The organism is Paenibacillus sp. FSL H7-0323, from assembly GCF_038002725.1.
Taxonomy (GTDB): Bacteria; Bacillota; Bacilli; order Paenibacillales; family Paenibacillaceae; genus Paenibacillus_AQ; species Paenibacillus_AQ odorifer.
The window spans coordinates 4,222,622-4,244,126 of sequence record NZ_JBBODB010000001.1 but is presented as its reverse complement, the minus strand read 5'-3'; the positions used below and the strand labels follow the sequence as shown (position 1 = coordinate 4,244,126).

General features: G+C 43.9%; 38 protein-coding genes. All 38 read left to right on the top strand.

The genetic code is table 11. The features are described 5' to 3' along the window. Window positions 1-207: 207 nt before the first annotated feature. Window positions 208-1,557, top strand: coding sequence for a globin-coupled sensor protein (locus tag MHH89_RS19360; RefSeq protein ID WP_076309048.1), 1,350 nt, complete (start codon window positions 208-210; stop codon window positions 1,555-1,557). A 225-nt stretch (window positions 1,558-1,782) separates the two neighbouring features. Then, on the top strand, window positions 1,783-2,091 hold the full coding sequence (gene rpsJ, locus MHH89_RS19355; RefSeq protein ID WP_017692074.1) for a 30S ribosomal protein S10: 309 nt from the start codon (window positions 1,783-1,785) through the stop codon (window positions 2,089-2,091). Between the two features lie 42 nt (window positions 2,092-2,133). Then, the gene (gene rplC / locus MHH89_RS19350; RefSeq protein WP_036680532.1) at window positions 2,134-2,757 is read left to right on the top strand and encodes a 50S ribosomal protein L3; all 624 of its coding nucleotides are present in this window, start codon (window positions 2,134-2,136) and stop codon (window positions 2,755-2,757) included. Between the two features lie 25 nt (window positions 2,758-2,782). Next, a complete protein-coding gene (rplD, locus tag MHH89_RS19345; protein WP_036680536.1) occupies window positions 2,783-3,406 on the top strand; it encodes a 50S ribosomal protein L4 in 624 nt (207 codons plus the stop codon). Next, window positions 3,406-3,699 (top strand): 50S ribosomal protein L23, encoded by a 294-nt coding sequence (rplW, locus tag MHH89_RS19340; RefSeq protein WP_036680537.1) that lies wholly within the window; start codon window positions 3,406-3,408, stop codon window positions 3,697-3,699. Before rplD ends, rplW begins: the two co-directional genes overlap by 1 nt. Window positions 3,700-3,728: 29 nt before the next feature. Then, window positions 3,729-4,559: a 50S ribosomal protein L2 gene (rplB, locus tag MHH89_RS19335; protein WP_036680541.1), complete on the top strand. Its 831-nt coding sequence runs from the start codon at window positions 3,729-3,731 to the stop codon at window positions 4,557-4,559. A gap of 76 nt (window positions 4,560-4,635) precedes the next feature. Next, the gene (gene rpsS, locus MHH89_RS19330) at window positions 4,636-4,914 is read left to right on the top strand and encodes a 30S ribosomal protein S19 (protein ID WP_036652940.1); all 279 of its coding nucleotides are present in this window, start codon (window positions 4,636-4,638) and stop codon (window positions 4,912-4,914) included. Between the two features lie 33 nt (window positions 4,915-4,947). Then, the gene (gene rplV, locus MHH89_RS19325; protein ID WP_036680546.1) at window positions 4,948-5,280 is read left to right on the top strand and encodes a 50S ribosomal protein L22; all 333 of its coding nucleotides are present in this window, start codon (window positions 4,948-4,950) and stop codon (window positions 5,278-5,280) included. Between the two features lie 13 nt (window positions 5,281-5,293). Continuing rightward, on the top strand, window positions 5,294-5,959 hold the full coding sequence (rpsC, locus tag MHH89_RS19320) for a 30S ribosomal protein S3 (protein ID WP_038573452.1): 666 nt from the start codon (window positions 5,294-5,296) through the stop codon (window positions 5,957-5,959). A 2-nt stretch (window positions 5,960-5,961) separates the two neighbouring features. Then, on the top strand, window positions 5,962-6,396 hold the full coding sequence (gene rplP, locus MHH89_RS19315; protein WP_036680552.1) for a 50S ribosomal protein L16: 435 nt from the start codon (window positions 5,962-5,964) through the stop codon (window positions 6,394-6,396). Next, complete coding sequence (gene rpmC, locus MHH89_RS19310) at window positions 6,386-6,583, top strand: 50S ribosomal protein L29 (protein ID WP_019908232.1); 198 nt, start codon at window positions 6,386-6,388, stop codon at window positions 6,581-6,583. Before rplP ends, rpmC begins: the two co-directional genes overlap by 11 nt. A gap of 43 nt (window positions 6,584-6,626) precedes the next feature. Continuing rightward, complete coding sequence (gene rpsQ, locus MHH89_RS19305) at window positions 6,627-6,893, top strand: 30S ribosomal protein S17 (RefSeq protein ID WP_036680554.1); 267 nt, start codon at window positions 6,627-6,629, stop codon at window positions 6,891-6,893. A 38-nt stretch (window positions 6,894-6,931) separates the two neighbouring features. Further along, window positions 6,932-7,300 (top strand): 50S ribosomal protein L14, encoded by a 369-nt coding sequence (rplN, locus tag MHH89_RS19300; RefSeq protein WP_036680556.1) that lies wholly within the window; start codon window positions 6,932-6,934, stop codon window positions 7,298-7,300. 48 nt (window positions 7,301-7,348) lie between these two features. Beyond that, the gene (gene rplX / locus MHH89_RS19295; RefSeq protein WP_076099615.1) at window positions 7,349-7,702 is read left to right on the top strand and encodes a 50S ribosomal protein L24; all 354 of its coding nucleotides are present in this window, start codon (window positions 7,349-7,351) and stop codon (window positions 7,700-7,702) included. Window positions 7,703-7,733: 31 nt separating this feature from the next. Beyond that, window positions 7,734-8,276, top strand: a complete 543-nt coding sequence (gene rplE / locus MHH89_RS19290) for a 50S ribosomal protein L5 (RefSeq protein WP_036680558.1) — start codon at window positions 7,734-7,736, stop codon at window positions 8,274-8,276. Window positions 8,277-8,325: 49 nt separating this feature from the next. Then, window positions 8,326-8,511 (top strand): type Z 30S ribosomal protein S14, encoded by a 186-nt coding sequence (locus MHH89_RS19285; protein WP_013312154.1) that lies wholly within the window; start codon window positions 8,326-8,328, stop codon window positions 8,509-8,511. A 32-nt stretch (window positions 8,512-8,543) separates the two neighbouring features. Beyond that, the gene (gene rpsH / locus MHH89_RS19280) at window positions 8,544-8,942 is read left to right on the top strand and encodes a 30S ribosomal protein S8 (RefSeq protein WP_036680560.1); all 399 of its coding nucleotides are present in this window, start codon (window positions 8,544-8,546) and stop codon (window positions 8,940-8,942) included. A 30-nt stretch (window positions 8,943-8,972) separates the two neighbouring features. Beyond that, window positions 8,973-9,515 (top strand): 50S ribosomal protein L6, encoded by a 543-nt coding sequence (rplF, locus tag MHH89_RS19275; protein ID WP_036680562.1) that lies wholly within the window; start codon window positions 8,973-8,975, stop codon window positions 9,513-9,515. An 84-nt stretch (window positions 9,516-9,599) separates the two neighbouring features. Beyond that, entirely contained in the window at window positions 9,600-9,968 is a 369-nt protein-coding gene (gene rplR / locus MHH89_RS19270) for a 50S ribosomal protein L18 (RefSeq protein WP_036680564.1), read from the top strand. A 27-nt stretch (window positions 9,969-9,995) separates the two neighbouring features. Further along, the gene (rpsE, locus tag MHH89_RS19265; RefSeq protein WP_036652980.1) at window positions 9,996-10,493 is read left to right on the top strand and encodes a 30S ribosomal protein S5; all 498 of its coding nucleotides are present in this window, start codon (window positions 9,996-9,998) and stop codon (window positions 10,491-10,493) included. 14 nt (window positions 10,494-10,507) lie between these two features. Then, complete coding sequence (gene rpmD / locus MHH89_RS19260) at window positions 10,508-10,693, top strand: 50S ribosomal protein L30 (protein ID WP_036680567.1); 186 nt, start codon at window positions 10,508-10,510, stop codon at window positions 10,691-10,693. Window positions 10,694-10,733: 40 nt separating this feature from the next. Beyond that, window positions 10,734-11,174 carry a 50S ribosomal protein L15 gene (gene rplO, locus MHH89_RS19255; RefSeq protein WP_036680569.1) on the top strand — a complete coding sequence of 147 codons (441 nt, stop codon included), beginning with the start codon at window positions 10,734-10,736 and terminating at the stop codon, window positions 11,172-11,174. Beyond that, window positions 11,174-12,472 (top strand): preprotein translocase subunit SecY, encoded by a 1,299-nt coding sequence (secY, locus tag MHH89_RS19250; RefSeq protein ID WP_076194816.1) that lies wholly within the window; start codon window positions 11,174-11,176, stop codon window positions 12,470-12,472. Before rplO ends, secY begins: the two co-directional genes overlap by 1 nt. A 96-nt stretch (window positions 12,473-12,568) precedes the next feature. Further along, a complete protein-coding gene (locus MHH89_RS19245; RefSeq protein WP_038573451.1) occupies window positions 12,569-13,213 on the top strand; it encodes an adenylate kinase in 645 nt (214 codons plus the stop codon). 4 nt (window positions 13,214-13,217) lie between these two features. Continuing rightward, window positions 13,218-13,970, top strand: coding sequence for a type I methionyl aminopeptidase (gene map, locus MHH89_RS19240; RefSeq protein ID WP_038573450.1), 753 nt, complete (start codon window positions 13,218-13,220; stop codon window positions 13,968-13,970). Window positions 13,971-13,981: 11 nt separating this feature from the next. Beyond that, complete coding sequence (locus tag MHH89_RS19235; RefSeq protein ID WP_036680581.1) at window positions 13,982-14,290, top strand: KOW domain-containing RNA-binding protein; 309 nt, start codon at window positions 13,982-13,984, stop codon at window positions 14,288-14,290. A gap of 2 nt (window positions 14,291-14,292) precedes the next feature. Continuing rightward, window positions 14,293-14,508, top strand: coding sequence for a translation initiation factor IF-1 (gene infA, locus MHH89_RS19230; RefSeq protein ID WP_036652996.1), 216 nt, complete (start codon window positions 14,293-14,295; stop codon window positions 14,506-14,508). 53 nt (window positions 14,509-14,561) lie between these two features. After that, window positions 14,562-14,675: a 50S ribosomal protein L36 gene (gene rpmJ / locus MHH89_RS19225; protein WP_003322638.1), complete on the top strand. Its 114-nt coding sequence runs from the start codon at window positions 14,562-14,564 to the stop codon at window positions 14,673-14,675. Window positions 14,676-14,694: 19 nt separating this feature from the next. After that, entirely contained in the window at window positions 14,695-15,063 is a 369-nt protein-coding gene (gene rpsM / locus MHH89_RS19220; RefSeq protein ID WP_036680583.1) for a 30S ribosomal protein S13, read from the top strand. Window positions 15,064-15,082: 19 nt separating this feature from the next. Then, a complete protein-coding gene (rpsK, locus tag MHH89_RS19215; RefSeq protein ID WP_019908251.1) occupies window positions 15,083-15,478 on the top strand; it encodes a 30S ribosomal protein S11 in 396 nt (131 codons plus the stop codon). A gap of 130 nt (window positions 15,479-15,608) precedes the next feature. Continuing rightward, window positions 15,609-16,553 (top strand): DNA-directed RNA polymerase subunit alpha, encoded by a 945-nt coding sequence (locus tag MHH89_RS19210; protein ID WP_036680585.1) that lies wholly within the window; start codon window positions 15,609-15,611, stop codon window positions 16,551-16,553. Window positions 16,554-16,587: 34 nt separating this feature from the next. After that, the gene (rplQ, locus tag MHH89_RS19205) at window positions 16,588-16,953 is read left to right on the top strand and encodes a 50S ribosomal protein L17 (RefSeq protein WP_019908254.1); all 366 of its coding nucleotides are present in this window, start codon (window positions 16,588-16,590) and stop codon (window positions 16,951-16,953) included. A 317-nt stretch (window positions 16,954-17,270) separates the two neighbouring features. Then, window positions 17,271-18,053: a tRNA pseudouridine(38-40) synthase TruA gene (truA, locus tag MHH89_RS19200; protein WP_036680587.1), complete on the top strand. Its 783-nt coding sequence runs from the start codon at window positions 17,271-17,273 to the stop codon at window positions 18,051-18,053. Window positions 18,054-18,282: 229 nt separating this feature from the next. Then, entirely contained in the window at window positions 18,283-18,720 is a 438-nt protein-coding gene (rplM, locus tag MHH89_RS19195) for a 50S ribosomal protein L13 (RefSeq protein WP_036680589.1), read from the top strand. A gap of 20 nt (window positions 18,721-18,740) precedes the next feature. Further along, the gene (gene rpsI / locus MHH89_RS19190) at window positions 18,741-19,133 is read left to right on the top strand and encodes a 30S ribosomal protein S9 (RefSeq protein ID WP_025706574.1); all 393 of its coding nucleotides are present in this window, start codon (window positions 18,741-18,743) and stop codon (window positions 19,131-19,133) included. A gap of 196 nt (window positions 19,134-19,329) precedes the next feature. Beyond that, the gene (locus MHH89_RS19185) at window positions 19,330-19,899 is read left to right on the top strand and encodes a matrixin family metalloprotease (protein ID WP_076194820.1); all 570 of its coding nucleotides are present in this window, start codon (window positions 19,330-19,332) and stop codon (window positions 19,897-19,899) included. 12 nt (window positions 19,900-19,911) lie between these two features. Further along, window positions 19,912-20,550 carry a hypothetical protein gene (locus MHH89_RS19180; RefSeq protein ID WP_076280124.1) on the top strand — a complete coding sequence of 213 codons (639 nt, stop codon included), beginning with the start codon at window positions 19,912-19,914 and terminating at the stop codon, window positions 20,548-20,550. 227 nt (window positions 20,551-20,777) lie between these two features. Further along, complete coding sequence (locus tag MHH89_RS19175; protein WP_036680616.1) at window positions 20,778-21,470, top strand: phosphoadenylyl-sulfate reductase; 693 nt, start codon at window positions 20,778-20,780, stop codon at window positions 21,468-21,470. Window positions 21,471-21,505 lie beyond the last annotated feature (35 nt).

Below are 21,505 nucleotides of genomic sequence, written 5' to 3'. Positions count from 1 at the left end.
TTCTTGCGGAGAATCAGGGGCTTTTTTGTTTTTTCTGAGAATAATGTATTATTCGACACCAATTGATAATAAAGTATAACAATATGATCTTTTTCTACATAATTCGTCAAATTACAACAATCAATTGTTTACAATTATACTAATGATAGAGTAAAATGAAGGAGGAATAATAATGTAAAATAATAGGAATTGTGGGAGAGTGGTAATATGGGGAAATGTCCTTTTTCCTTCATGCATGCGTTAACTGCACGTAATAATAATGTGGATTCTCCTGCCTCTCATTCCTTAGACTTCAAGGATCAGAATCATTCTGTGGCAGGGTCTTTTCATAAGCTGGAGGGACATGGTGAGCTTAACGAGCAGATGAGAATGATTGATCTAACTGAAGCAGATTTGAACTTACTACGCAGGGTGAAACCTGTTGTTGAGCAGAATATAGACTATATCATTGATCAATTTTACAATTCGGTATTAGGCGTAAATAAACTTGAAGCTATTATTTTAGAGCATAGCAGTATAGACAGGTTAAAAACTACTCTTCGTGGGCATATTCTAGAGATTTTTAATGGAAAGGTTGATGATGAGTATATAGCAAAGCGTCTAATGATCGCTAATATTCATAAAAAAGTAGGGCTTGAGCCCAAATGGTACTTATCTGCTTTTCAGAATCTTCAGAACGTATTTATACGCGTTATATATAATGAAACAAACGATGATAATACACGCCTTCGAGTGGTTCAGACCGTGACCAAACTCCTTAACCTTGAGCAGCAGCTGGTTCTAGAAGAATATGAGAAGGAGAACATAAAAGAGAAGGAAGAGCAATATCTATTGGTGAAAAATGAATTAAAACAAAAAATTTCAGAGTTTAGCGTTGAATTGATAGATTATAGCATCGATACTAATGCTGCTGTAAAGCAGCTAGTGGCAAGCAGCAATGAAGTAAGTAGAACATTCCAACGTACGGCTGCATCCGCCCTGGAGTCACAGGGATTAGCTACAGATGGGCATGAACACTTGGGTGATTTGACTGAGCAAATTAATCTTATATATCAGACCACCAGTGAGATGGAAGACTCGATCATTGAGTTAAGCGATTCCTCTAAGCAAATTCAAAAAATTGTGAACTCAGTAAGGGAAATTGCCGATCAGACTAAAATCCTCTCACTTAATGCAACGATTGAAGCCGCTAGAGCCGGTGAGCATGGTAGAGGTTTTAGTGTGGTTGCTCAAGAAGTTAGCCGACTTGCAGAGGATACTAAGAGTACTGTAATTCAGATCGTAGAGCTAACAAATAAATCAGGTCTACTCACTCAGCAGGTTGTAGAAGAGATTCGTAAGGTGCAGGAGTTAACTAAGAATGGGAAGCACCAATCGGTCGAGACTAGTCTTTTGTTCTCTGATATTGTAGACGCTATGCGTAGCAGTACACAGGAGATTGTAATAGTGGAAGAAGAAATAAGAACCTTAATCCAAACCATTGAGGGGATCGGAACAGCAACGGCTCAGACTGCTTCCTCCGCAGAGTTTTTTAAGTCTGCCACAGAGAATCTTTAACATATATATAGTAGAAGAACAGCGCATGAAAAAAATATGCGTTGTTTTTCTATTTTCGCTTGCAATACTGCTGCCTATTATATATAATAATAAATGTTGTTCTGAGACGTTGCGATGATGTGAGAGGTTACTGACACACCCGGCCCCTTTGCCATGGGGACGAGGTCAGAAAATTTTCACGGAGTATGTCCGATACCAAATTGGGCGATAGAAGGAGGGACTAAAATGGCAAAGCAAAAAATTCGTATTCGCTTGAAAGCATACGACCACAGAATTCTTGATCAATCCGCTGAGAAGATTGTTGAAACAGCAAAACGTTCGGGTGCAGGTGTGTCCGGGCCGATTCCGTTACCAACTGAGAAGCAAATCATTACTATTCTCCGTGCGGTACACAAGTACAAGGATTCCCGTGAACAGTTTGAACAACGGACTCACAAACGTTTGATCGATATTGTGAACCCAACACCACAAACTGTGGATGCCTTGATGCGCTTGGATCTACCGTCCGGTGTAGATATCGAAATCAAATTGTAATTCTATTTTAAGTAACTTAGGAAAAGAAAAGAGGTGTCAACATTGAAAGGTATCTTAGGAAAAAAACTCGGTATGACTCAAGTGTTTACTCCAGAAGGTAACGTAATTCCTGTTACTGTTATCGAAGCAGGACCTTGTGTAGTACTGCAAAAGAAAGACCTGAATATCGACGGATATGAAGCAGTGCAATTGGGCTTTTCTGATAAAAAAGAAAAACGCTCCAATAAGCCTGAACAGGGTCACGCCAAAAAGGCAAATGCAACACCTAAGCGCTACGTTCGTGAAATTCGCGGTGTTGATCTCGGGTCTCTCGAGGTTGGACAAGAGCTGAAGGCTGATATCTTTGCTGAGGGCGAATTTGTTGACGTAACTGGTACATCTAAAGGTAAAGGTTTCCAAGGTAACATCAAACGTTGGGGACAAAGCCGCGGACCAATGGCACACGGATCGCGTTACCACAGAAGACCGGGTTCCATGGGTTCTATCCAAGCTAACCGTGTTCCTAAGGGCAAACGCCTTCCAGGACATATGGGTCACACGACTATTACGGTTCAAAAGCTTGAAATTATCAAGGTTGATGTTGAACGTAACGTATTGCTGGTTAAAGGCGCTATCCCAGGTCCTAAAAACAGCTTCGTGAAAGTTAAACAAACCGTTAAGAAATAATTATTGAAGAAAGGAGGAACATGAAATGCCAAAAGTAACACTTTTTAATATTAGTGGCAACGAAGTTGGTGAAGTGGAACTGAGCGATACAGTATTCGGTATTGAACCGAATGAGCACGTTCTACATGAAGCTGCGCTTATGCAAAGAGCTTCCCTACGTCGTGGTACACACAAAGTAAAAGGACGTTCTGAAGTTCGTGGCGGTGGACGTAAACCTTGGAAACAAAAAGGTACAGGTCGCGCTCGTCAAGGCTCCATTCGTTCTCCACAATGGAAAGGCGGCGGCGTTGTCTTCGGACCAACACCACGTAGCTATTCCTGGAAACTGCCTAAGAAGGTTCGTCGTTTGGCGATCAAATCGGCTTTGTCCTCGAAAGTACTCGAGAATGACATTATCGTATTGGATAGCTTGACAATGAATGCTCCGAAGACGAAAGAATTCGCAGCAATCTTGAACAACCTGAAAGTAGATCGTAAAGCGTTGATCGTAGCTACTAGCTATGATGATAACGTAGCACTTTCCGCTCGTAACATCCCTGGGGTGAAATTCGTAGCGGCTGACGGCATTAATGTTCTTGACGTACTGACGTACGACAAACTGATCATCACTAAAGAAGCAGTTCTGAAGGTAGAGGAGGTGTTCGCGTAATGAAAGATCCTCGTGATATTATCAAACGTCCGGTGATTACGGAACGTACTTCCGACTACATGAGCGAAATGAAATACGCTTTTGAAGTGGATATCCGTGCTAACAAAACCGAAATCAAAAAAGCTGTCGAGGCTATTTTCAAAGTAAAAGTAACTAATGTGAACACAATGCGCGTACCTGGCAAACTGAAACGTTATGGTAAATATTCTGGTTACACTCCAGAGTGGAAAAAAGCCATCGTTAAGCTTAGCCCGGACAGCAAACCGCTTGAATTTTTTGAAGCGGTAGAATAATACTCTGTTGAAGTAAGGAGGGAACTACAGTGCCAATCAAAAAGTACAAACCGACCTCTCCGGCAAGACGCGCTATGTCCGTGTCTACGTTTGAAGAAATTACAACAAACCAGCCAGAGAAATCGTTGCTTTCTCCGCTGTTCAAACATGCGGGACGCAACAACCAAGGTAAAATTACGGTTCGTCACCATGGCGGCGGACATAAACGTAAATACCGTATTATCGACTTCAAGCGGACTAAAGACGGCATACCAGGTAGCGTTGCTACAATCGAGTATGACCCGAACCGCACATCTAATATTGCTTTGATCCACTATGCTGATGGAGAGAAACGTTATATCATCGCTCCTAAAGGTCTAAGAGTTGGGGATAAAGTAGAGTCCGGTCCTGCGGCTGACATCAAAATTGGTAACAGTCTTCCACTGGAGAACATTCCAGTAGGTACAGTTATCCACAACATTGAGTTGAAACCAGGTAAAGGCGGACAATTGGTTCGTGCAGCTGGTACAGAAGCTCAATTGCTTGGTAAAGAAGAAAAATACTGTTCCGTTCGTTTGTCATCCGGTGAGGTTCGTAAGATCCTTAGCGTATGCCGTGCAACTATCGGTTCCGTAGGTAACGAAGATCACGAATTGATCAAAATCGGTAAAGCTGGACGTAGTCGCTGGCTCGGCCGTCGTCCTGAAGTTCGCGGGGTAGTAATGAACCCTAACGATCACCCACACGGTGGTGGTGAAGGTCGCGCTCCAATCGGACGTAAATCGCCAATGTCTCCATGGGGCAAACCAACCCTTGGTTACAAAACGCGTAAGAAAAACAAGGCATCTGATAAATATATCGTTCGCCGCCGCACTAAATAAGACGCTTCTGGCAAGTTAATAAAGCGCGAAGCGTCGATTCGCGGTTTGAAGAACCGGATGAAGGGAGGATTCACACATGGGTCGCAGTTTAAAGAAGGGGCCGTTTATCGATGGCTACCTGCTTAAAAAAGTTGAGGAACTGAACGAGGCTGAGAAAAAGGTTGTTGTTAAAACTTGGTCCCGTCGCTCAACCATTTTCCCTCAGTTTATCGGACATACGTTTGGTGTATATGACGGCCGTAAACACGTGCCTGTATACGTAACAGAAGATATGGTAGGTCACAAGTTGGGCGAGTTCGCGCCAACACGTACTTACAAAGGCCACGCGGGTGACGATAAGAAAACAAGAAGATAATAATAAGGTCTCTGTTTGAAAGGAGGTTAAACAATGGAAGCAAAAGCACATGCAAGATCGGTGCGAATTTCCGCTCGTAAAGCGAAACTGGTTGTTGACTTGATTCGCGGTAAGCAAGTGGGGGAAGCAATTGCTATTCTTCGCCACACTCCGAAATCCGCTTCTCCGGTCGTTGAAAAGTTGCTTAATTCGGCAATTGCGAATGCTGAGCATAACTATTCTTTGGACGTGAACAGTTTGTTCGTTAGCGAGGTTTTCGTTAACCAAGGACCTACTATGAAACGTTTCCGTCCGCGCGCCATGGGCCGCGCAAGTCGGATTAATAAACGCACGAGCCACATTACACTGGTGGTATCTGAGAAATAAGGAGGGATAACACGTGGGTCAAAAGGTAAATCCAATCGGACTCCGAATCGGTATTATTCGCGATTGGGAATCTAAATGGTATGCAGGAAAAGATTTCGGTACTCTTCTGATGGAAGACGTCAAAATCCGGGAATACCTTAAAGGCAAATTGAAGGATTCCGCTGTTTCCCATATCGAGATCGAAAGAGCGGCTAGCCGCGTGAACGTTACAATTCATACAGCTAAACCAGGTATGGTTATTGGTAAAGGCGGAGCAGAAGTAGAAGTACTTCGCAGCGCAGTTACAGCAATCGCTGGTGGCAAAAAAGTACACATCAACATCAATGAAATCAAGCACCCTGAATTGGATGCAATTCTTGTAGCTGAGAGCATTGCTCAACAATTGGAACGTCGTGTATCGTTCCGTCGTGCCCTCAAACAAGCGATTCAAAGAACTATGCGTTCTGGCGCAAAAGGGATTAAAACTCAAGTGGGCGGACGTCTTGGCGGAGCTGAGATTGCTCGTTCAGAAGGTTATAGCGAAGGAACAGTTCCACTTCATACGCTTCGTGCCGATATCGATTACGGAACGGCTGAAGCACATACAACTTACGGTCTTATCGGCGTAAAAGTATGGATCTACCGTGGAGAAGTTCTTCCCCCAGCTAAGAAACAAGCTGCTCAGGAAGGAGGCAACTAATCATGTTGGTACCAAAACGCGTAAAACACCGCAAGCAACAACGCGGACACATGAAGGGTATGGCAAAAGGCGGTACTGAATTGAACTTCGGCGAATTCGGCCTGGTTGCACTTGAACCGTCTTGGATCACTAACCGTCAGATCGAAGCTGCTCGTATCGCGATGACACGTTATATCAAACGTGGCGGTCAAGTTTGGATCAAGATTTTCCCAGATAAACCTATTACTCAAAAGCCTCTCGAGGTTCGTATGGGTAGTGGTAAAGGTAACGTTGAGAAATGGGTAGCCGTAGTTAAACCGGGCAAGATTATGTTCGAACTCGGAGGCGTGTCGGAAGAAATCGCTCGTGAAGCGATGCGTCTTGCCGCTCACAAGCTGCCTGTAAAGACTAAGTTTGTGAAACGTGAAGAATTGGGTGGTGAAGCAAATGAAAGCTAATGAACTTCGCAACTTAACCACTGCTGAGATTGAACAAAAGATCGCTGGATTCAAAGAGGAACTTTTTAATCTCCGTTTTCAATTGGCAACTGGCCAATTGGACAACCCAACTCGGATTCGTGACGTGCGTAAGGAAATAGCTCGTGCTAAAACCGTGATCCATCAAAGAGTGCTTGGGATTAGTTAAGTGAGACGGATCGCAGATCCGTATTCAGGAAGGAGGCTAACTAATGAGTGAAGAACGTAATGCACGTAAAGTGCTAATCGGTAAAGTGGTCAGTGATAAAATGGATAAAACCATCGTAGTTGCTGTTGAAACCTATAAGAAACACAATTTGTACCACAAACGCATCAAGTCTACGAAGAAATTCAAAGCACATGATGAGGGAAATGTTGCAAAGATTGGCGATACCGTAAAACTCATGGAAACTCGTCCGTTGTCTAAGGACAAACGTTGGAGACTAGTTGAAGTGGTAGAAGCAGCGGTTATCATCTAAGATAATCAAGAGAGTTTTTCCGGAAGGAGGAAATTATAATGATTCAACCATTTACACGTTTGCATGTGGCTGACAACTCTGGTGCGAAGGAACTGATGTGTATCCGCGTACTGGGTGGTACTGGACGCCGTACAGCAGCAATCGGTGATTTGATCGTTTGTTCCGTTAAACAAGCAACACCAGGCGGCGTTGTCAAAAAAGGTGATGTTGTTAGAGCGGTAGTTGTTCGTACGAAACGTTCCGTTCGTCGTAAAGATGGATCTTACATCGCATTCGACGAAAATGCAGCTGTTGTTGTTAAAGACGACAGAAGCCCTCGTGGAACACGTATCTTTGGACCAGTTGCTCGCGAACTTCGCGATAAAGACTACATGAAGATCGTTTCCTTGGCACCGGAAGTTATCTAATAAACACGGCACCAATAAGTTGAAGGTTAGTTATAGGAGGTGTAATAAATGCCTAGAGTGAAAAAAGTTCTGGAATCCCATAACAATAAACTGCACGTGAAGAAAGATGACGTGGTGCTTGTGATCAGTGGTAAAGACAAAGGCAAAAAAGGCCGTGTCATCGCTGCTTATCCTCGTGAAAACCGCGTTCTGGTAGAAGGCGTCAATATGGTGAAAAAACACCAAAAGCCGAACCAGCTGAATCCACAGGGTGGAATTATTGAGCAGGAAGCTTCGATTCATGTGTCCAACGTAATGCACATCGATCCGAAGACCGGCAAAGTAACCCGTATCGGTTACAAAGTTTTGGACAATGGTAAAAAAGTTCGGATTGCTAAAAGATCCGGAGAGATTATCGACTAATCTAGCCCTTAAGAAAGGAGGTTAAATCTTCATGGCAGCAAGAATGAAAGAACGTTTTCTTAACGAAATTACACCTGCTTTGATGCAGAAGTTTAACTATACAACTGTTATGCAAGTGCCTAAGATCGAGAAGGTTGTCATCAACATGGGTGTGGGTGACGCTGTTCAAAACTCCAAAGTACTTGATGCTGCAGTTAATGACATGCAGTTGATCGCTGGTCAAAAACCAGTAATCACTAAAGCTAAAAAATCCATCGCTGGTTTCAAACTACGCGAAAATATGCCGATTGGGGTTAAAGTAACACTGCGCGGAGAGCGTATGTATTACTTCTTGGACAAATTGTTCAACGTAACACTTCCACGTGTACGTGACTTCCGTGGTGTTTCCACTAAAGCCTTTGACGGCCGTGGTAACTACACACTTGGTCTTAAAGAACAATTGATCTTCCCCGAGATCGAATATGACAAAGTGGATAAAGTCCGCGGTATGGACATCGTTATTGTAACGACTGCTAAGACGGACGAGGAATCCCGCGAGCTGCTGGGTCAGCTGGGAATGCCTTTCGCAAAATAAAGTCGGTTAATCCATTTTCTCCGAAAATGTTTAGGAGGTGTCAGGCTAAGTGGCAAAAACTTCGATGAAAGTTAAACAACAACGTACGCCTAAGTTTAAAGTACGTGCATATACACGTTGCGAACGTTGTGGTCGTCCACATTCGGTACTGCAAAAGTTCAAAATTTGCAGAATTTGTTTCCGTGAATTAGCTTATAAAGGCCAGATCCCTGGCGTGAAAAAAGCAAGTTGGTAAGAAGTTTATAAACGGGAAGGAGGTTTACACACATGACTATGTCTGATCCTATTGCAGATATGCTTACTCGTATTCGTAACGCTAACATTGTGCGTCACGAGACGGTAGAAATGCCTGCTTCTACTATGAAGAAACAAATCGCTGACATTTTGAAGCGTGAAGGTTTCATCCGCGATGCGGAATTCGTTGAAGATAGCAAACAAGGGATTATCCGTATCTTCTTGAAATACGGCCCTAACCAAGAGCGTGTTATTTCTGGTTTGAAAAGAATCAGTAAACCAGGCCTTCGCGTATACACGAAGAGCAATGAAGTGCCTCGTGTACTCGGTGGTCTAGGAATCGCGATTATCTCCACATCTAAGGGAGTTATGACCGACAAAGAAGCTCGTCAATCAAAATCTGGCGGAGAAGTTGTCTGCTACATTTGGTAATAAACGTCACAAGATAAGGAGGTGCAACACATGTCTCGTATTGGTCGCAAACCAATCGCAGTACCTAGCGGTGTAGATGTCACTTTGGACAACGCCGTTATTACAGTAAAAGGTCCAAAAGGTTCTTTGACTCGTGAGCTTCATAAAGACATGAAGGTTACAGTTGAAAATAACGAAATTACCGTTGTTCGCCCGTCGGATAACAAATTGCATCGTTCACTTCACGGCACAACCCGCTCCGTTGTCAACAACATGGTAGCAGGTGTGACTGAAGGTTTCTCGAAATCTCTGGAACTGGTTGGGGTCGGATATCGTGCAAGCAAATCCGGAGATAAAATCGTTCTGAACGTTGGTTATTCCCACCCGGTTGAAATTACACCGGAAGCTGGTATCGAGTTCGAAGTTCCTGCGAACACGAAGATCATCGTTAAAGGTATCGATAAAGAACGCGTTGGCGCATACGCTGCTAAAATCCGTTCCGTTCGTGAACCAGAACCGTATAAAGGTAAAGGTATCAAATATGAAGGCGAGCGTATCATCCGCAAAGAAGGTAAAGCTGGTAAGAAGAAATAACCAGTTTAAACTTAATTGTAAGATACCCCGTGCATCTTAAAGTGAAGCTGTTTACGGCAAACTGAAGGGAGTGAAAGGGAAGTCATGATTACAAAAGAAGATAAAAACAAGGCTCGTCTCAAAAGACACCTGCGTGTTCGTAAGAAGATCCAGGGAACTACTGAGCGTCCACGTTTGAACGTATTCCGTTCTTCGAAACACATCTACGCTCAACTGATCGATGATGTTAAAGGGGTTACTATCGTATCCGCTTCTACACTTGATAAAGATCTGAGCGCTAATATCGGTAATGGCGGTAGCGTTGAAGCTGCAGCGAAAGTTGGCCAATTGGTCGCTGAGCGTGCCAAAGAAAAAGGATATGCAGTGGTCGTATTCGACCGCGGAGGTTACTTGTACCATGGACGGATTCAAGCATTGGCTGATGCAGCTCGTGAAGCTGGTCTTGAATTCTAGAATAATTCTTAAAAGGAGGTTAACGACTTGCGTGTAGATCCGAACAGTTTAGAACTGACAGAAAGAGTTGTACACATTAACCGTGTTGCAAAAGTTGTAAAAGGCGGACGCCGTTTCAGCTTTAGTGCACTTGTTGTTGTGGGCGACGGCAACGGCTACGTCGGTGCTGGTATCGGTAAAGCCGGCGAAGTTCCGGATGCCATCCGTAAAGGCATTGAAGACGCCAAGAAAAACCTGATTCACATCCCAATCGTAGGAACTTCGATTCCCCATCTCGTTACTGGACACTTCGGCGCAGGACGCGTGTTGCTGAAACCAGCATCAGAGGGTACTGGCGTTATCGCTGGCGGTCCAGTTCGTGCGGTATTGGAATTGGCAGGCGTTGGCGACATTTTGACAAAATCACTGGGTTCTTCGAATTCCATGAACATGGTCAATGCAACTTTGGAGGGACTTTCCCGTCTGAAACGCATTGAAGAGGTCGCGAAACTTCGCGGCAAATCTGTCGAAGAATTGCGCGGTTAAGGAGGGGAACGTCAATGGCAAAATTGCAAATTACCCTCGTACGTAGTGTAATCGGACGTCCAGAAACACAACGTGTTACTGTTAAGACGCTCGGCCTGCGTAAACTCAACACGACAGTGGTTCACAATGACAGTCCTGCAATTCGCGGAATGATCAATAAAGTGAGTCACTTGCTATCTGTAACTGAAATTGAAGGCTAAACGCCTCGCATAAATTAACAAACATAAGGAGGTGCAAACGATGAAGTTACATGAACTTGCTCCAGCTCCTGGTTCCCGCAAAGAACGCAATCGCGTTGGTCGTGGTCCTAGTAGCGGAAATGGTAAAACTTCCGGTCGCGGTCACAAAGGTCAAAACTCACGTTCTGGCGGTGGTGTTCGTCCGGGCTTCGAGGGTGGACAAAATCCGCTCTATCGTCGTCTGCCTAAACGTGGTTTCGTCAATCCTACCCGTAAAGAGTATGCGATTGTGAACCTGGAAGATCTGAATAGCTTTGCAGAAGGAACTGAAGTGACTCCGCAGTTGTTGCTTGAAACTGGTGTTGTCAAGAATTCCAAAAGCGGCATCAAGATTCTCGGCAACGGTGAGTTGACCGTAAAATTGACTGTACAAGCAAATAAGTTCTCTCAATCTGCGGTAGAGAAAATCGAGGCTGCCGGCGGTAAAACCGAGGTGATCTAATGTTCAAGACGCTTAAGAATATCTGGCATGTTGAAGATTTGCGCAAAAAGATCCTGTTTACCTTGTTCATTCTGTTTATCTACCGTATCGGTTCGTTTGTTCCGGTTCCTGGTGTAAACAAAGATGTACTGGCAACAGCAAATCAGAGCGGTGACGCTTTGATGGGACTATTGAACACCTTCTCGGGCGGAGCGCTCAAAAACTTCTCGATATTTGCGATCAGTATTTATCCGTACATTACAGCATCCATCATCGTGCAATTGCTGTCGATGGATGTTGTTCCTAAGTTTGCTGAATGGGCTAAACAAGGGGAGCACGGAAAAAAACAATTGGCGCAAATCACTCGTTACGGTACAGTGATATTAGCCCTGATCCAAGGTTTTGCTACGTCGATAGGGTTTAACCGGATATACAATACTCAAATGATGCCGAATGCGACATTTGCTGATTACTTGCTGGTTGCCATTATCTTGACGGCAGGTACTTCTTTCTTGATGTGGCTTGGTGAACAGATTACCGAAAAGGGAATCGGGAACGGGATTTCGATCCTGATTTTTGCGGGAATCGTCGCCGCCATACCGGGATATATCACAAGTACGGCTAACTCAAGTTTTATTCAGCCGGATCAGGTGTTCCTGAATATTCTTAAAGTCGTTATTGTGCTGATTGTGATTGTAGCGATTATTACAGCAGTTATCTTCGTGCAGCAAGGTATTCGGAAGATTCCTGTTCAATATGCTAAACGCGTAGTTGGCAACAAAATGTACGGTGGACAGAATACACATATTCCGCTGAAAATTAATGCGGCTGGTGTAATTCCGGTAATTTTCGCCGTATCATTGCTTCAGTTCCCAGTTGTTCTCTCCAGTTTCTGGTCAACACATGCCTGGGCACAATGGATTACCAAATATTTGGCAACCGATGCTCCGCTTGGTATGCTTCTGTATGTAGTGATGATCATCGGGTTTACGTTCTTCTATACGTTCGTGCAGATGAATCCTCAGCAGATGGCCGATAACATGAAGAAGAATGGTGGTTACATCCCAGGTATCCGTCCTGGTAAAGCTACAGAGAAATATCTGACTAGAGTAATGTCTCGTTTGACTATGTCAGGCGCGTTGTTCCTAGCTTTGATCTCTGTACTACCGATGTTCTTCGGTGCTTTATCCGGATTGCCCAAAGAAGTTCGAATTGGTGGTACTGCGCTCCTTATCGTAATCGGCGTGGCATTGGATACTATGAAGCAGATCGAGAGCCATTTGATCAAACGCCATTACAAAGGCTTCATCAATAAATAGGTGATAGGTTCCGGTGAAGCTTAAGTTTTTATTCTTCCCGGCACCTATTATGCTGTTTCTTGCTTGGTGGCGAACTTTTGGGGGGAGAGAGAAATCGTGAACATTTTATTCATGGGCCCTCCTGGGGCAGGCAAGGGAACACAAGCGGCAGAAATCGTTAAAGAATTTGGTATTCCTCATATTTCGACAGGAGATGCTTTCCGTTTGGCAATCAAACAGGAAACTCCGGTTGGATTGAAGGCCAAATCATTTATAGATCAAGGTTTGCTTGTACCAGATGATGTGACCATTGGGATAGTCGAAGAACGGCTGCAGCAGTCCGATTGCGAAAAAGGATTTCTATTGGATGGTTTTCCAAGAACTCTTTCGCAAGCGGAAGCGCTGGATGATATTCTTAGCCGTTTGAACACTTCTTTGGATCATGTCATCAACTTGAATGTTGACCGTGGATTGCTAATGGCGCGTCTTACTGGACGTCGTATCTGCAGCGTTTGCGGAGCATCCTACCATTTAATCTTCAACCCGCCGAAGCAAGATGGCATTTGCGACATTGATGGCGGTGAATTATATCAACGTCCGGATGACAACGAAGAAAGTGTAGGCAAGCGCCTGGATGAGTATGATAATAAAACAGCGCCGCTGCTTGCGTTTTATGATAATAAAGGTCTTTTGCGTCAGGTAAACGGGGAAAACGAAATTAATGTCGTTACTTCTGAAATCGTGTCTTTAATGCGGGGTTAATGTAATGATCATTTGTAAATCCGAACAGGAACTTGCCTTTATGAGGGAAGCTGGTCGAATTGTTGCCGAGAGTCACCGTCTTATTGCTCAGGCCATTGAGCCTGGCATTACAACGGGCGAGCTCGACAGAATCGCCGATCAATACATTCGCAGTCAAGATGCTGTGCCGTCTTTCAAAGGCTACAACGGTTTTCCTGCCAGCATTTGCGCTTCAGTCAACGAACAATTGGTGCATGGATTTCCAGGTAAACGTAAACTGATCGAAGGCGATATTGTTACGCTGGATATCGGTGCAGAGTACCGCGGTTATCACGGTGATTCCGCCTGGACCTACGGTGTGGGCAGCATTTCCGAAGAGGCTCAGCGTTTGCTGGACGTTACGGAAGGCTCCTTGTACGCGGGACTGGCGTTAGTTAAGCCGGATGTGCGCTTGTTTACAATCTCCCATGCTATTCAGCAATACATCGAAGAGGCTGGTTTCTCAGTCGTACGTGAGTATGTTGGTCATGGTATTGGGGCAAAACTGCATGAAGAACCGCAAATTCCGAATTATGGCATAGCGGACCGCGGACCACGTCTGAAACCGGGTATGGTGCTCGCGATTGAGCCGATGGTAAACGCAGGAAAGAGACATGTCAGAACACTGGAAGATAACTGGACTGTCGTTACGGTTGATGGCTCACTATGTGCTCACTTCGAGCATACAGTAGCAGTTACTCCGGACGGCATGGAAATTTTCACAAAACTGAATGCGTAGGTGATCTCCACTTGAATACTGTGAGCAGCCCGCAGGTTGGTCAATTAGTGAGAATTCTCAAAGGCAAAGATGCCGGAGAGGCAGCCGTTGTTATCGCAGTTGTTGATAGCAGATTTGTATACATTGCAGATGGAGACAAACGTAAGTTTGATGGGCCAAAGAAGAAGAATATTCTTCATCTTGAGCTCATACCCTTCATCAGCAGTGAGGTTGTGGACAGTTTGAAGGAAACTGGGCGGGTAACAAACGGAAAGCTGCGATTCGCAGTCATGAAGTATGCTGGACCCACCGGAATAAGTGCTGATGAGAAAGGAGACTAACTGTGGCTAAGGAAGATGTCATTGAAGTAGAAGGTACTGTCCTTGAACCGTTGCCAAATGCAACGTTTAAGGTTGAGCTTGAGAACGGTCATCAAATACTTGCCCATGTATCCGGTAAATTGCGGATGCACTTTATCCGTATTTTGACCGGAGACAAAGTGGTCGTGCAGTTATCGCCTTATGATTTATCAAAAGGTCGTATAACTTACCGTAAATAGATGGGAACTACGAAAAAAGTTTTGCTTCGCAAAACTTTGAGGAGGTAATTAACATGAAGGTAAGACCTTCTGTAAAGCCCATTTGCGAGAAATGTAAAGTAATCCGCCGCAAAGGGACTGTTATGGTGATTTGCGAAAATCCGAAACACAAACAAAAACAAGGTTAAGAAGGGGGTGTAGCGTAAAATGGCTCGTATAGCTGGAGTGGATTTGCCACGTGACAAACGCGTTGAGATCGCCTTGACTTATATTTTCGGAATCGGTAAAACGACTTCTCAGAAAATTCTTAATGAAACAGGCATTAGCGCTAATACACGTGTCCGTGATTTGACGGAAGATGAAGTCAGCAAACTGCGTGAAACGATCGACAAAACGGTTAAGGTTGAAGGTGACCTGCGTCGTGAAATTTCCTTAAATATTAAACGTCTTACTGAGATCGGCTGTTACCGCGGTGTTCGCCACCGTCGTGGATTGCCTGTTCGCGGTCAACGTACTAAAACGAATGCCCGTACCCGGAAAGGCCCGCGTCGTACGGTAGCAAACAAAAAGAAATAATAAGGGGGGATAAGAGACAATGGCTAAACCGAAAAAAGTCGTACGTACCAAACGTCGCGACCGTAAAAATATCGAATCCGGCGTGGCACATATTCGTTCCACGTTCAACAACACCATCGTTACCATCACGGATCCTCACGGAAATGCAATTTCCTGGGCAAGCTCCGGCGGCCAAGGATTTAAAGGTTCCCGTAAGTCCACTCCATTCGCAGCGCAAATGGCAGCTGAATCAGCAGCTAAAGCAGCTATGGAGCACGGCATGAAGTCGGTTGAGGTTATGGTTAAAGGACCGGGCGCGGGCCGCGAAGCAGCCATCCGTTCCCTTCAAGCTGCAGGGCTTGAAGTTAACCTTATTAAAGACGTAACTCCGGTTCCTCACAATGGATGCCGTCCGCCTAAGCGTCGTCGCGTATAGTGAAATCAGTATTGTGAATGTGGTATAATTCTGACGCATCTGCTAATAATAGGTGTTTAGGCATACTACATGATGCACCTGATGGGGTGACAGTTTCATATAGGAGCGACGTTGAAGGAGGGGTAAACTCGTGATAGAAATCGAAAAGCCGAAGATTGAGACCGTAGAAGCTAATGATGAAGGTACCTATGGGAAATTCGTAGTTGAACCGCTGGAACGTGGGTATGGCACGACTCTGGGGAACTCGCTTCGCCGGATATTGCTTTCTTCGCTTCCAGGAGCCGCAGTGACTTCGGTCCAAATTGACGGCGTTCTGCATGAGTTCTCGACCGTTCCAGGCGTAATGGAAGATGTGACGGAAATCATTCTGAACCTTAAAGCCTTGTCTCTGAAGATTCATTCAGACGAGGAAAAAGTGTTCGAGATTGATGCTGAAGGGGAAGGCATCGTTACCGCAGGTGATATCCGTGCGGACAGCGATGTTGAGATCCTCAATCCGGATCTTCACATTGCAACGCTGGGACCTGGTGCGAGACTTCATATGCGTATTTTTGCAGGCCGTGGTCGCGGCTATGTCCAAGCGGACCGGAACAAACGTGACGATCAGCCAATTGGTGTTATTCCAGTTGACTCCATCTACACTCCAATTTCACGCGTTAACTACGGCATAGACAATACACGTGTTGGTCAAGTGACTAACTACGACAAATTGACGCTTGAAATTTGGACGGATGGAAGTATCAGACCGGAAGAGGCTGTAAGCCTCGGAGCCAAAATTTTGAACGAGCACCTCGTTCTGTTCGTAGGTCTTACGGACGAAGCGAAAGACGCCGAAATTATGGTTGAAAAAGAAGAAGACAAAAAAGAAAAAGTACTTGAGATGACAATCGAAGAGCTTGATCTTTCTGTTCGTTCCTACAACTGCCTCAAACGTGCTGGTATTAATACCGTACAAGAGCTTACCACGAAGACTGAAGAAGATATGATGAAGGTGCGTAACCTTGGTCGCAAATCTTTGGAAGAAGTTCAGGAAAAGCTTGAGGAACTTGGTTTGGGTCTCCGCACAGAAGAATAGCTGCAGATTGCTTTAGTAAAGGAGGGAAAACACAATGGCATACCAAAAATTGGGCCGTGATTCCAGTGCGCGTAAAGCGTTATTTCGCGACATGGTAACGGATCTGTTTTTATACGAGCGCATCCAAACAACGGAAGCTAAAGCGAAAGAAGTTCGTTCTATCGCTGAAAAGCTGATCACTAAAGCTAAAAAAGGTGATCTTCATGCTCGTCGTCAAGTAGCTGCATTTGTTCGCCGCGAGACTGTTGATGGTGAACAAGATGCAATTCAAAAATTGTTCTCTGACATTGCTCCTCGTTACACTGAGCGTCCAGGTGGATACACTCGTATCCTTAAACTAGGACCTCGTCGTGGCGACGCTGCGCCTATGGTTTATCTTGAATTGGTAGACCGCGCGTAGTATCACAAGTATTGATTTCCGATGCTTCCCTTTCATCCAGCCCTCTTTGGAGTAAAGATGGGGGAAATATCAGCGTTATTGTGCTGCAGAGGCGCAAGACTCTGCTGTACTAATAACCGTGGGAATCACCTTGGTTCAATTGAAGGAGCTCCCGCAGGGGCTCTTTTTTTTGAAATTAAGGATCCTATAGGACTTGTAGTTCTATATATGAAAAATGGATGCCGTCCTTCTAGGGACGGCGAAGCCATTTCTTCAAATAGAAGATCAGACAGTGCTTCGATCGACGTTCTGCTGACCGGTTTAAAAAGGAGAACGGAATGCGTAATCTATTGATGAAGGTCAATTATGACGGAACGAATTATGATGGCTTTCAGACCCAGCCTCAGGGCAATACGATTCAGGATCGGCTGGAGCAAGCCATACTCCATCTGACAGGTGAGAAGCTTAAGATTACTGCTTCAGGCCGCACAGATGCCGGAGTACATGCCTATGGCCAGCCTTTTAACTTTACAACCTCCTCTCGAATCCCAACTGAACGTTGGTGTCTAGCGCTTAATGCCCGGCTGCCACAAGACATCGTGGTTACAGAGGCTAGGGAAGTTCCGCTAACGTTTCACTCTCGTAGAGGGGCTAAGCGTAAAACTTACCGATACACGATCAATGGCAACAGGTTTCCAGATCCGTTTCAGCGGCGCTGGCAGCTTCACCATCCAGTGAAGTTGGATATTCCTGCGATGCAGCAAGGCTTAACGCAAATTATAGGGACACATGACTTCACTTCGTTTGCATCACGACGGTCTACGAAGACTTCTCATGTACGAACGATCTTTGAAGCTCATATGGAAGTAGACCGCAGTATGTGCCGACCCTCTTCATCAGATCAAGGAGTTATCCATACTTATATAACGGGTAGTGGATTTCTTCAGCACATGGTTCGCATTATTATGGGGACTTTGATCCATGTGGGGGAAGGTAAAATACCTGCTGATAAGGTTGCTGAAATATTGGCAGCATGTGATCGATCACATGCCGGTCCAACAGCTGTGGCCATGGGGTTAGCTTTGTGGAGTGTTGAATATGACGAGATTGAAAGTGAATAGTTTTTTCTATAAATTTCTTCCTGATTAAAAGGTTAAATGTTTAAAAATCACTTGCACTTGTTATGTTTATACTGTAATATAAAAGTTGTGTTTTCTTGATGGCTATCCCACAGCCCCGATCGAGAAAATGCCAAAAAAATGCTTTGCTTAACTCACATAATCGTAATTCAATGAGAAACAAGATATACGAAACAGAAGATTTTCGTACGAGAACAAGGAGGAAACATTCATGCGTACCACCTATATGGCGAAGCCGAACGAAGTTGAACGCAATTGGCACATTATTGATGCCGAAGGCAAAACACTCGGTCGTTTGGCCAGCGAAGCCGCTGCTTTGATCCGTGGCAAACACAAACCGCAATTCACTCCACACGTTGATACAGGAGATTTCGTTATCGTAATCAACGCTGAGAAAATTCACTTGACCGGTAAGAAATTGCAAAACAAAAAATACTACCGTCACTCGATGCACCCAGGTGGTTTGAAAGTTACTAATGCTGAAACTCTGCTGAATACTAAACCAGAACGCGTAATTGAATTCGCGGTTCATGGTATGATTCCTAAGACTCGTCAAGGGGACCACATGAAGCTGAGATTGAAAGTATATGCAGGCGCCGAGCATCCACATGCAGCACAAAAACCTGAAGTTTACGAACTTCGCGGATAAGAATAGAGGAGGACAGTTTCATGGCACAAGTACAATACTATGGGACAGGTCGTCGTAAACATTCGGTAGCACGTGTTCGCCTTGTACCGGGTGAAGGACGCATTGTCATTAACAAACGTGAGATGGACGAATATTTCGGTGTGGAAACACTGAAAATGATCGTAAAACAACCTTTGAACCTGACTGAAACACTGGGCAACTACGATGTAATCGTTCTTGCACATGGTGGCGGCATTTCCGGTCAAGCTGGAGCAATTCGTCACGGTATCTCCCGTGCATTGCTTAAAGTTGACCCTGAATATCGCGGTGCATTGAAGAAAGCCGGCTTCCTGACTCGTGACCCACGTATGAAGGAACGTAAGAAATACGGCTTGAAGGCTGCACGTCGTGCGCCTCAGTTCTCGAAACGTTAATATCTACAGAATTCAACCCTTGGCCATATGGCCAAGGGTTTTATTTTTTTATATCAGAACAGAATTATATTTAGAACTGTGTTCCAAAAAAACCTAATTCTTTCGGGAATAGGTTTTTTTTATTAATTTTTTTATTTAATCATAGAAACTTTTTCCAATTATAGGCGTTTAAGGTTATAAAGGAGGAGTTGAATTTATGGAAATTGAGAGTTCTTTGAGTAAGAGGAAATTTATTTTGTCTTCAATCGTTCTAATGGTTGTTGCTTCGATTTTTATCTCACAGGTAGATGCTTATGTACTTCGCGGAAACAGAGTGGATAGACCTAACCAAGTTAAATATTGGCTTGATGCCTCTATATCATCAATTGGCTACAATGCCGCTGCCATACATGGAAGTACAGCGTGGAATGGTCTTACTGCTGGTAGACTGTCTATTAACGTTACTTCAACAACTTCAGCCTCTGCTGCTGACGTAAAGTGGTACGCTTCGTCAGAAACAAATGATCTTGGACAATTTTATGCGCAAACCTCTACTTCAGGTACACTAACCTCTACATCAATCGTTAGAATTAACACGGTAAGATTCAAGACAGTAGATGGAAATAGACAAAAAGAAACCACTGCTCATGAAATGGGACATGTACTAGGCTTAACTCATGAAGATACAGTTCCGTCCATTATGCTTTCTGGACCAGCTTGGTTATATGGAACTTACCCAGTACAAGATGATAAAGATGGTATAGCGCATATTTACCAATTTGATTAAGGGGGTCAATATATGAAAAAACAAAATAAGTTTCTTTCAATAGGTGTGTTGGCTTTCGTATTGGTTGTCGGTGCTGCAGGATTCATTAACAATAACAAAGCTGTAAAGGGAGATAATTCTCCTGCATTTATCAGTTCTGAAGCAAAAGTTATTGGTTATCGTGATTTTAATGAGCTAGACAACACGGCTGAATTGATACTGAAAGGCACAAAAGCTAAAGTCATAAGTACATTTATCGATAAAAATGAATTTGGTGAAACGATTGATTATCATACGCAATCTGCAATAAAGATTAATCAGATTTTCAAATCCGATAATCAAGATATTGTAGAGGGCTCTGAAGTTACAGTGCAAGAAAATGGAGCTATCGAAACAACAGAAGATGGAACATTGATCTATGGAATTGAAGGTTATCAGTTAATGAATGAAAATGAAGAGTATCTATTATTCTTAGATAAAAGTTTAACCGATCCTAATGTTTATTTTGTTAAAGGAGTTTACTACGGTAAAATTCCTTTGAGTGAACCAAAAGTGAATAAGATATTGGAACAGTCTGAGGAAGAGTCTTCTCAAGATTTAGAAATCTATGGTGAGTATCCTGAAGCGTTAAATACTATATTTAAAGAAGCCTTAGAAAAATACGGGGGATAAAAAGCACATAAGAAACCTTTAACCTTTCTGGTTAAGGGTTTTTCTTGTTTAGCCCCTTTCCACAAGAAATGGGCTTTTTTTGCATCTATTTACTAATTCTAACGGTTGAAACGCATTGACTTCCTCAGTAAAAGTTATATACTATTTCATATAGAATTAGTTGGTTTTATTACTTCTTTTACCTCATTTATTCATACGATTAATATTTTGGATGGAGGAATATCTTAATGAACCTGCTCGAGAAAGAGGATTTAATCAAAGTTAAGGCCGAAGAATTAGAAACTGCTTCACCCGAGGAAATTATCCGCTGGGCTGTAGAAACATTTCCTAACATTACTTTTGCCTGCAGCTTTGGTGCCGAAGATGTAGTGCTAGTTGATATGCTTCACAAAGTTAGTCCGTCTACAGACGTCTTTTATCTCGATACAGATTATCATTTTAAGGAAACCTATGAGACCCGAGATTTGATGGCAGATAAATACGGGCTGGAGTTCGTACGAGTGTCTCCACAAATCACTCCGCAGGAGCAAGCACTTCAACACGGTGATGCGTTATGGACAGTAGACCCTAACCAATGCTGTGGGATTCGTAAAGTAGAGCCGCTGACTCGTATCCTATCTCAATATGAAGCTTGGATTACAGGGATTCGTCGTGACCAAGCGCCTACCCGTGCTAATGCCAAAAAGGTTGAGTATGATTATAAATTTGGTTTGGTTAAGTTTAATCCAATTGCGGATTGGACAACCGAGGATGTATGGAACTATATTCGTGAAAATGATGTAATTTATAACCCTCTACATGACCGTAACTATCCAAGTATCGGCTGTGAGCAATGTACACGTCAGGTTATGCCTGGTGAAGATCCGCGTGCTGGACGTTGGGCTGGATCAGAGAAGACTGAGTGCGGATTACACAAGTAAGACCTATCCCCGTGAGAACACAGAAGGAGAGACGA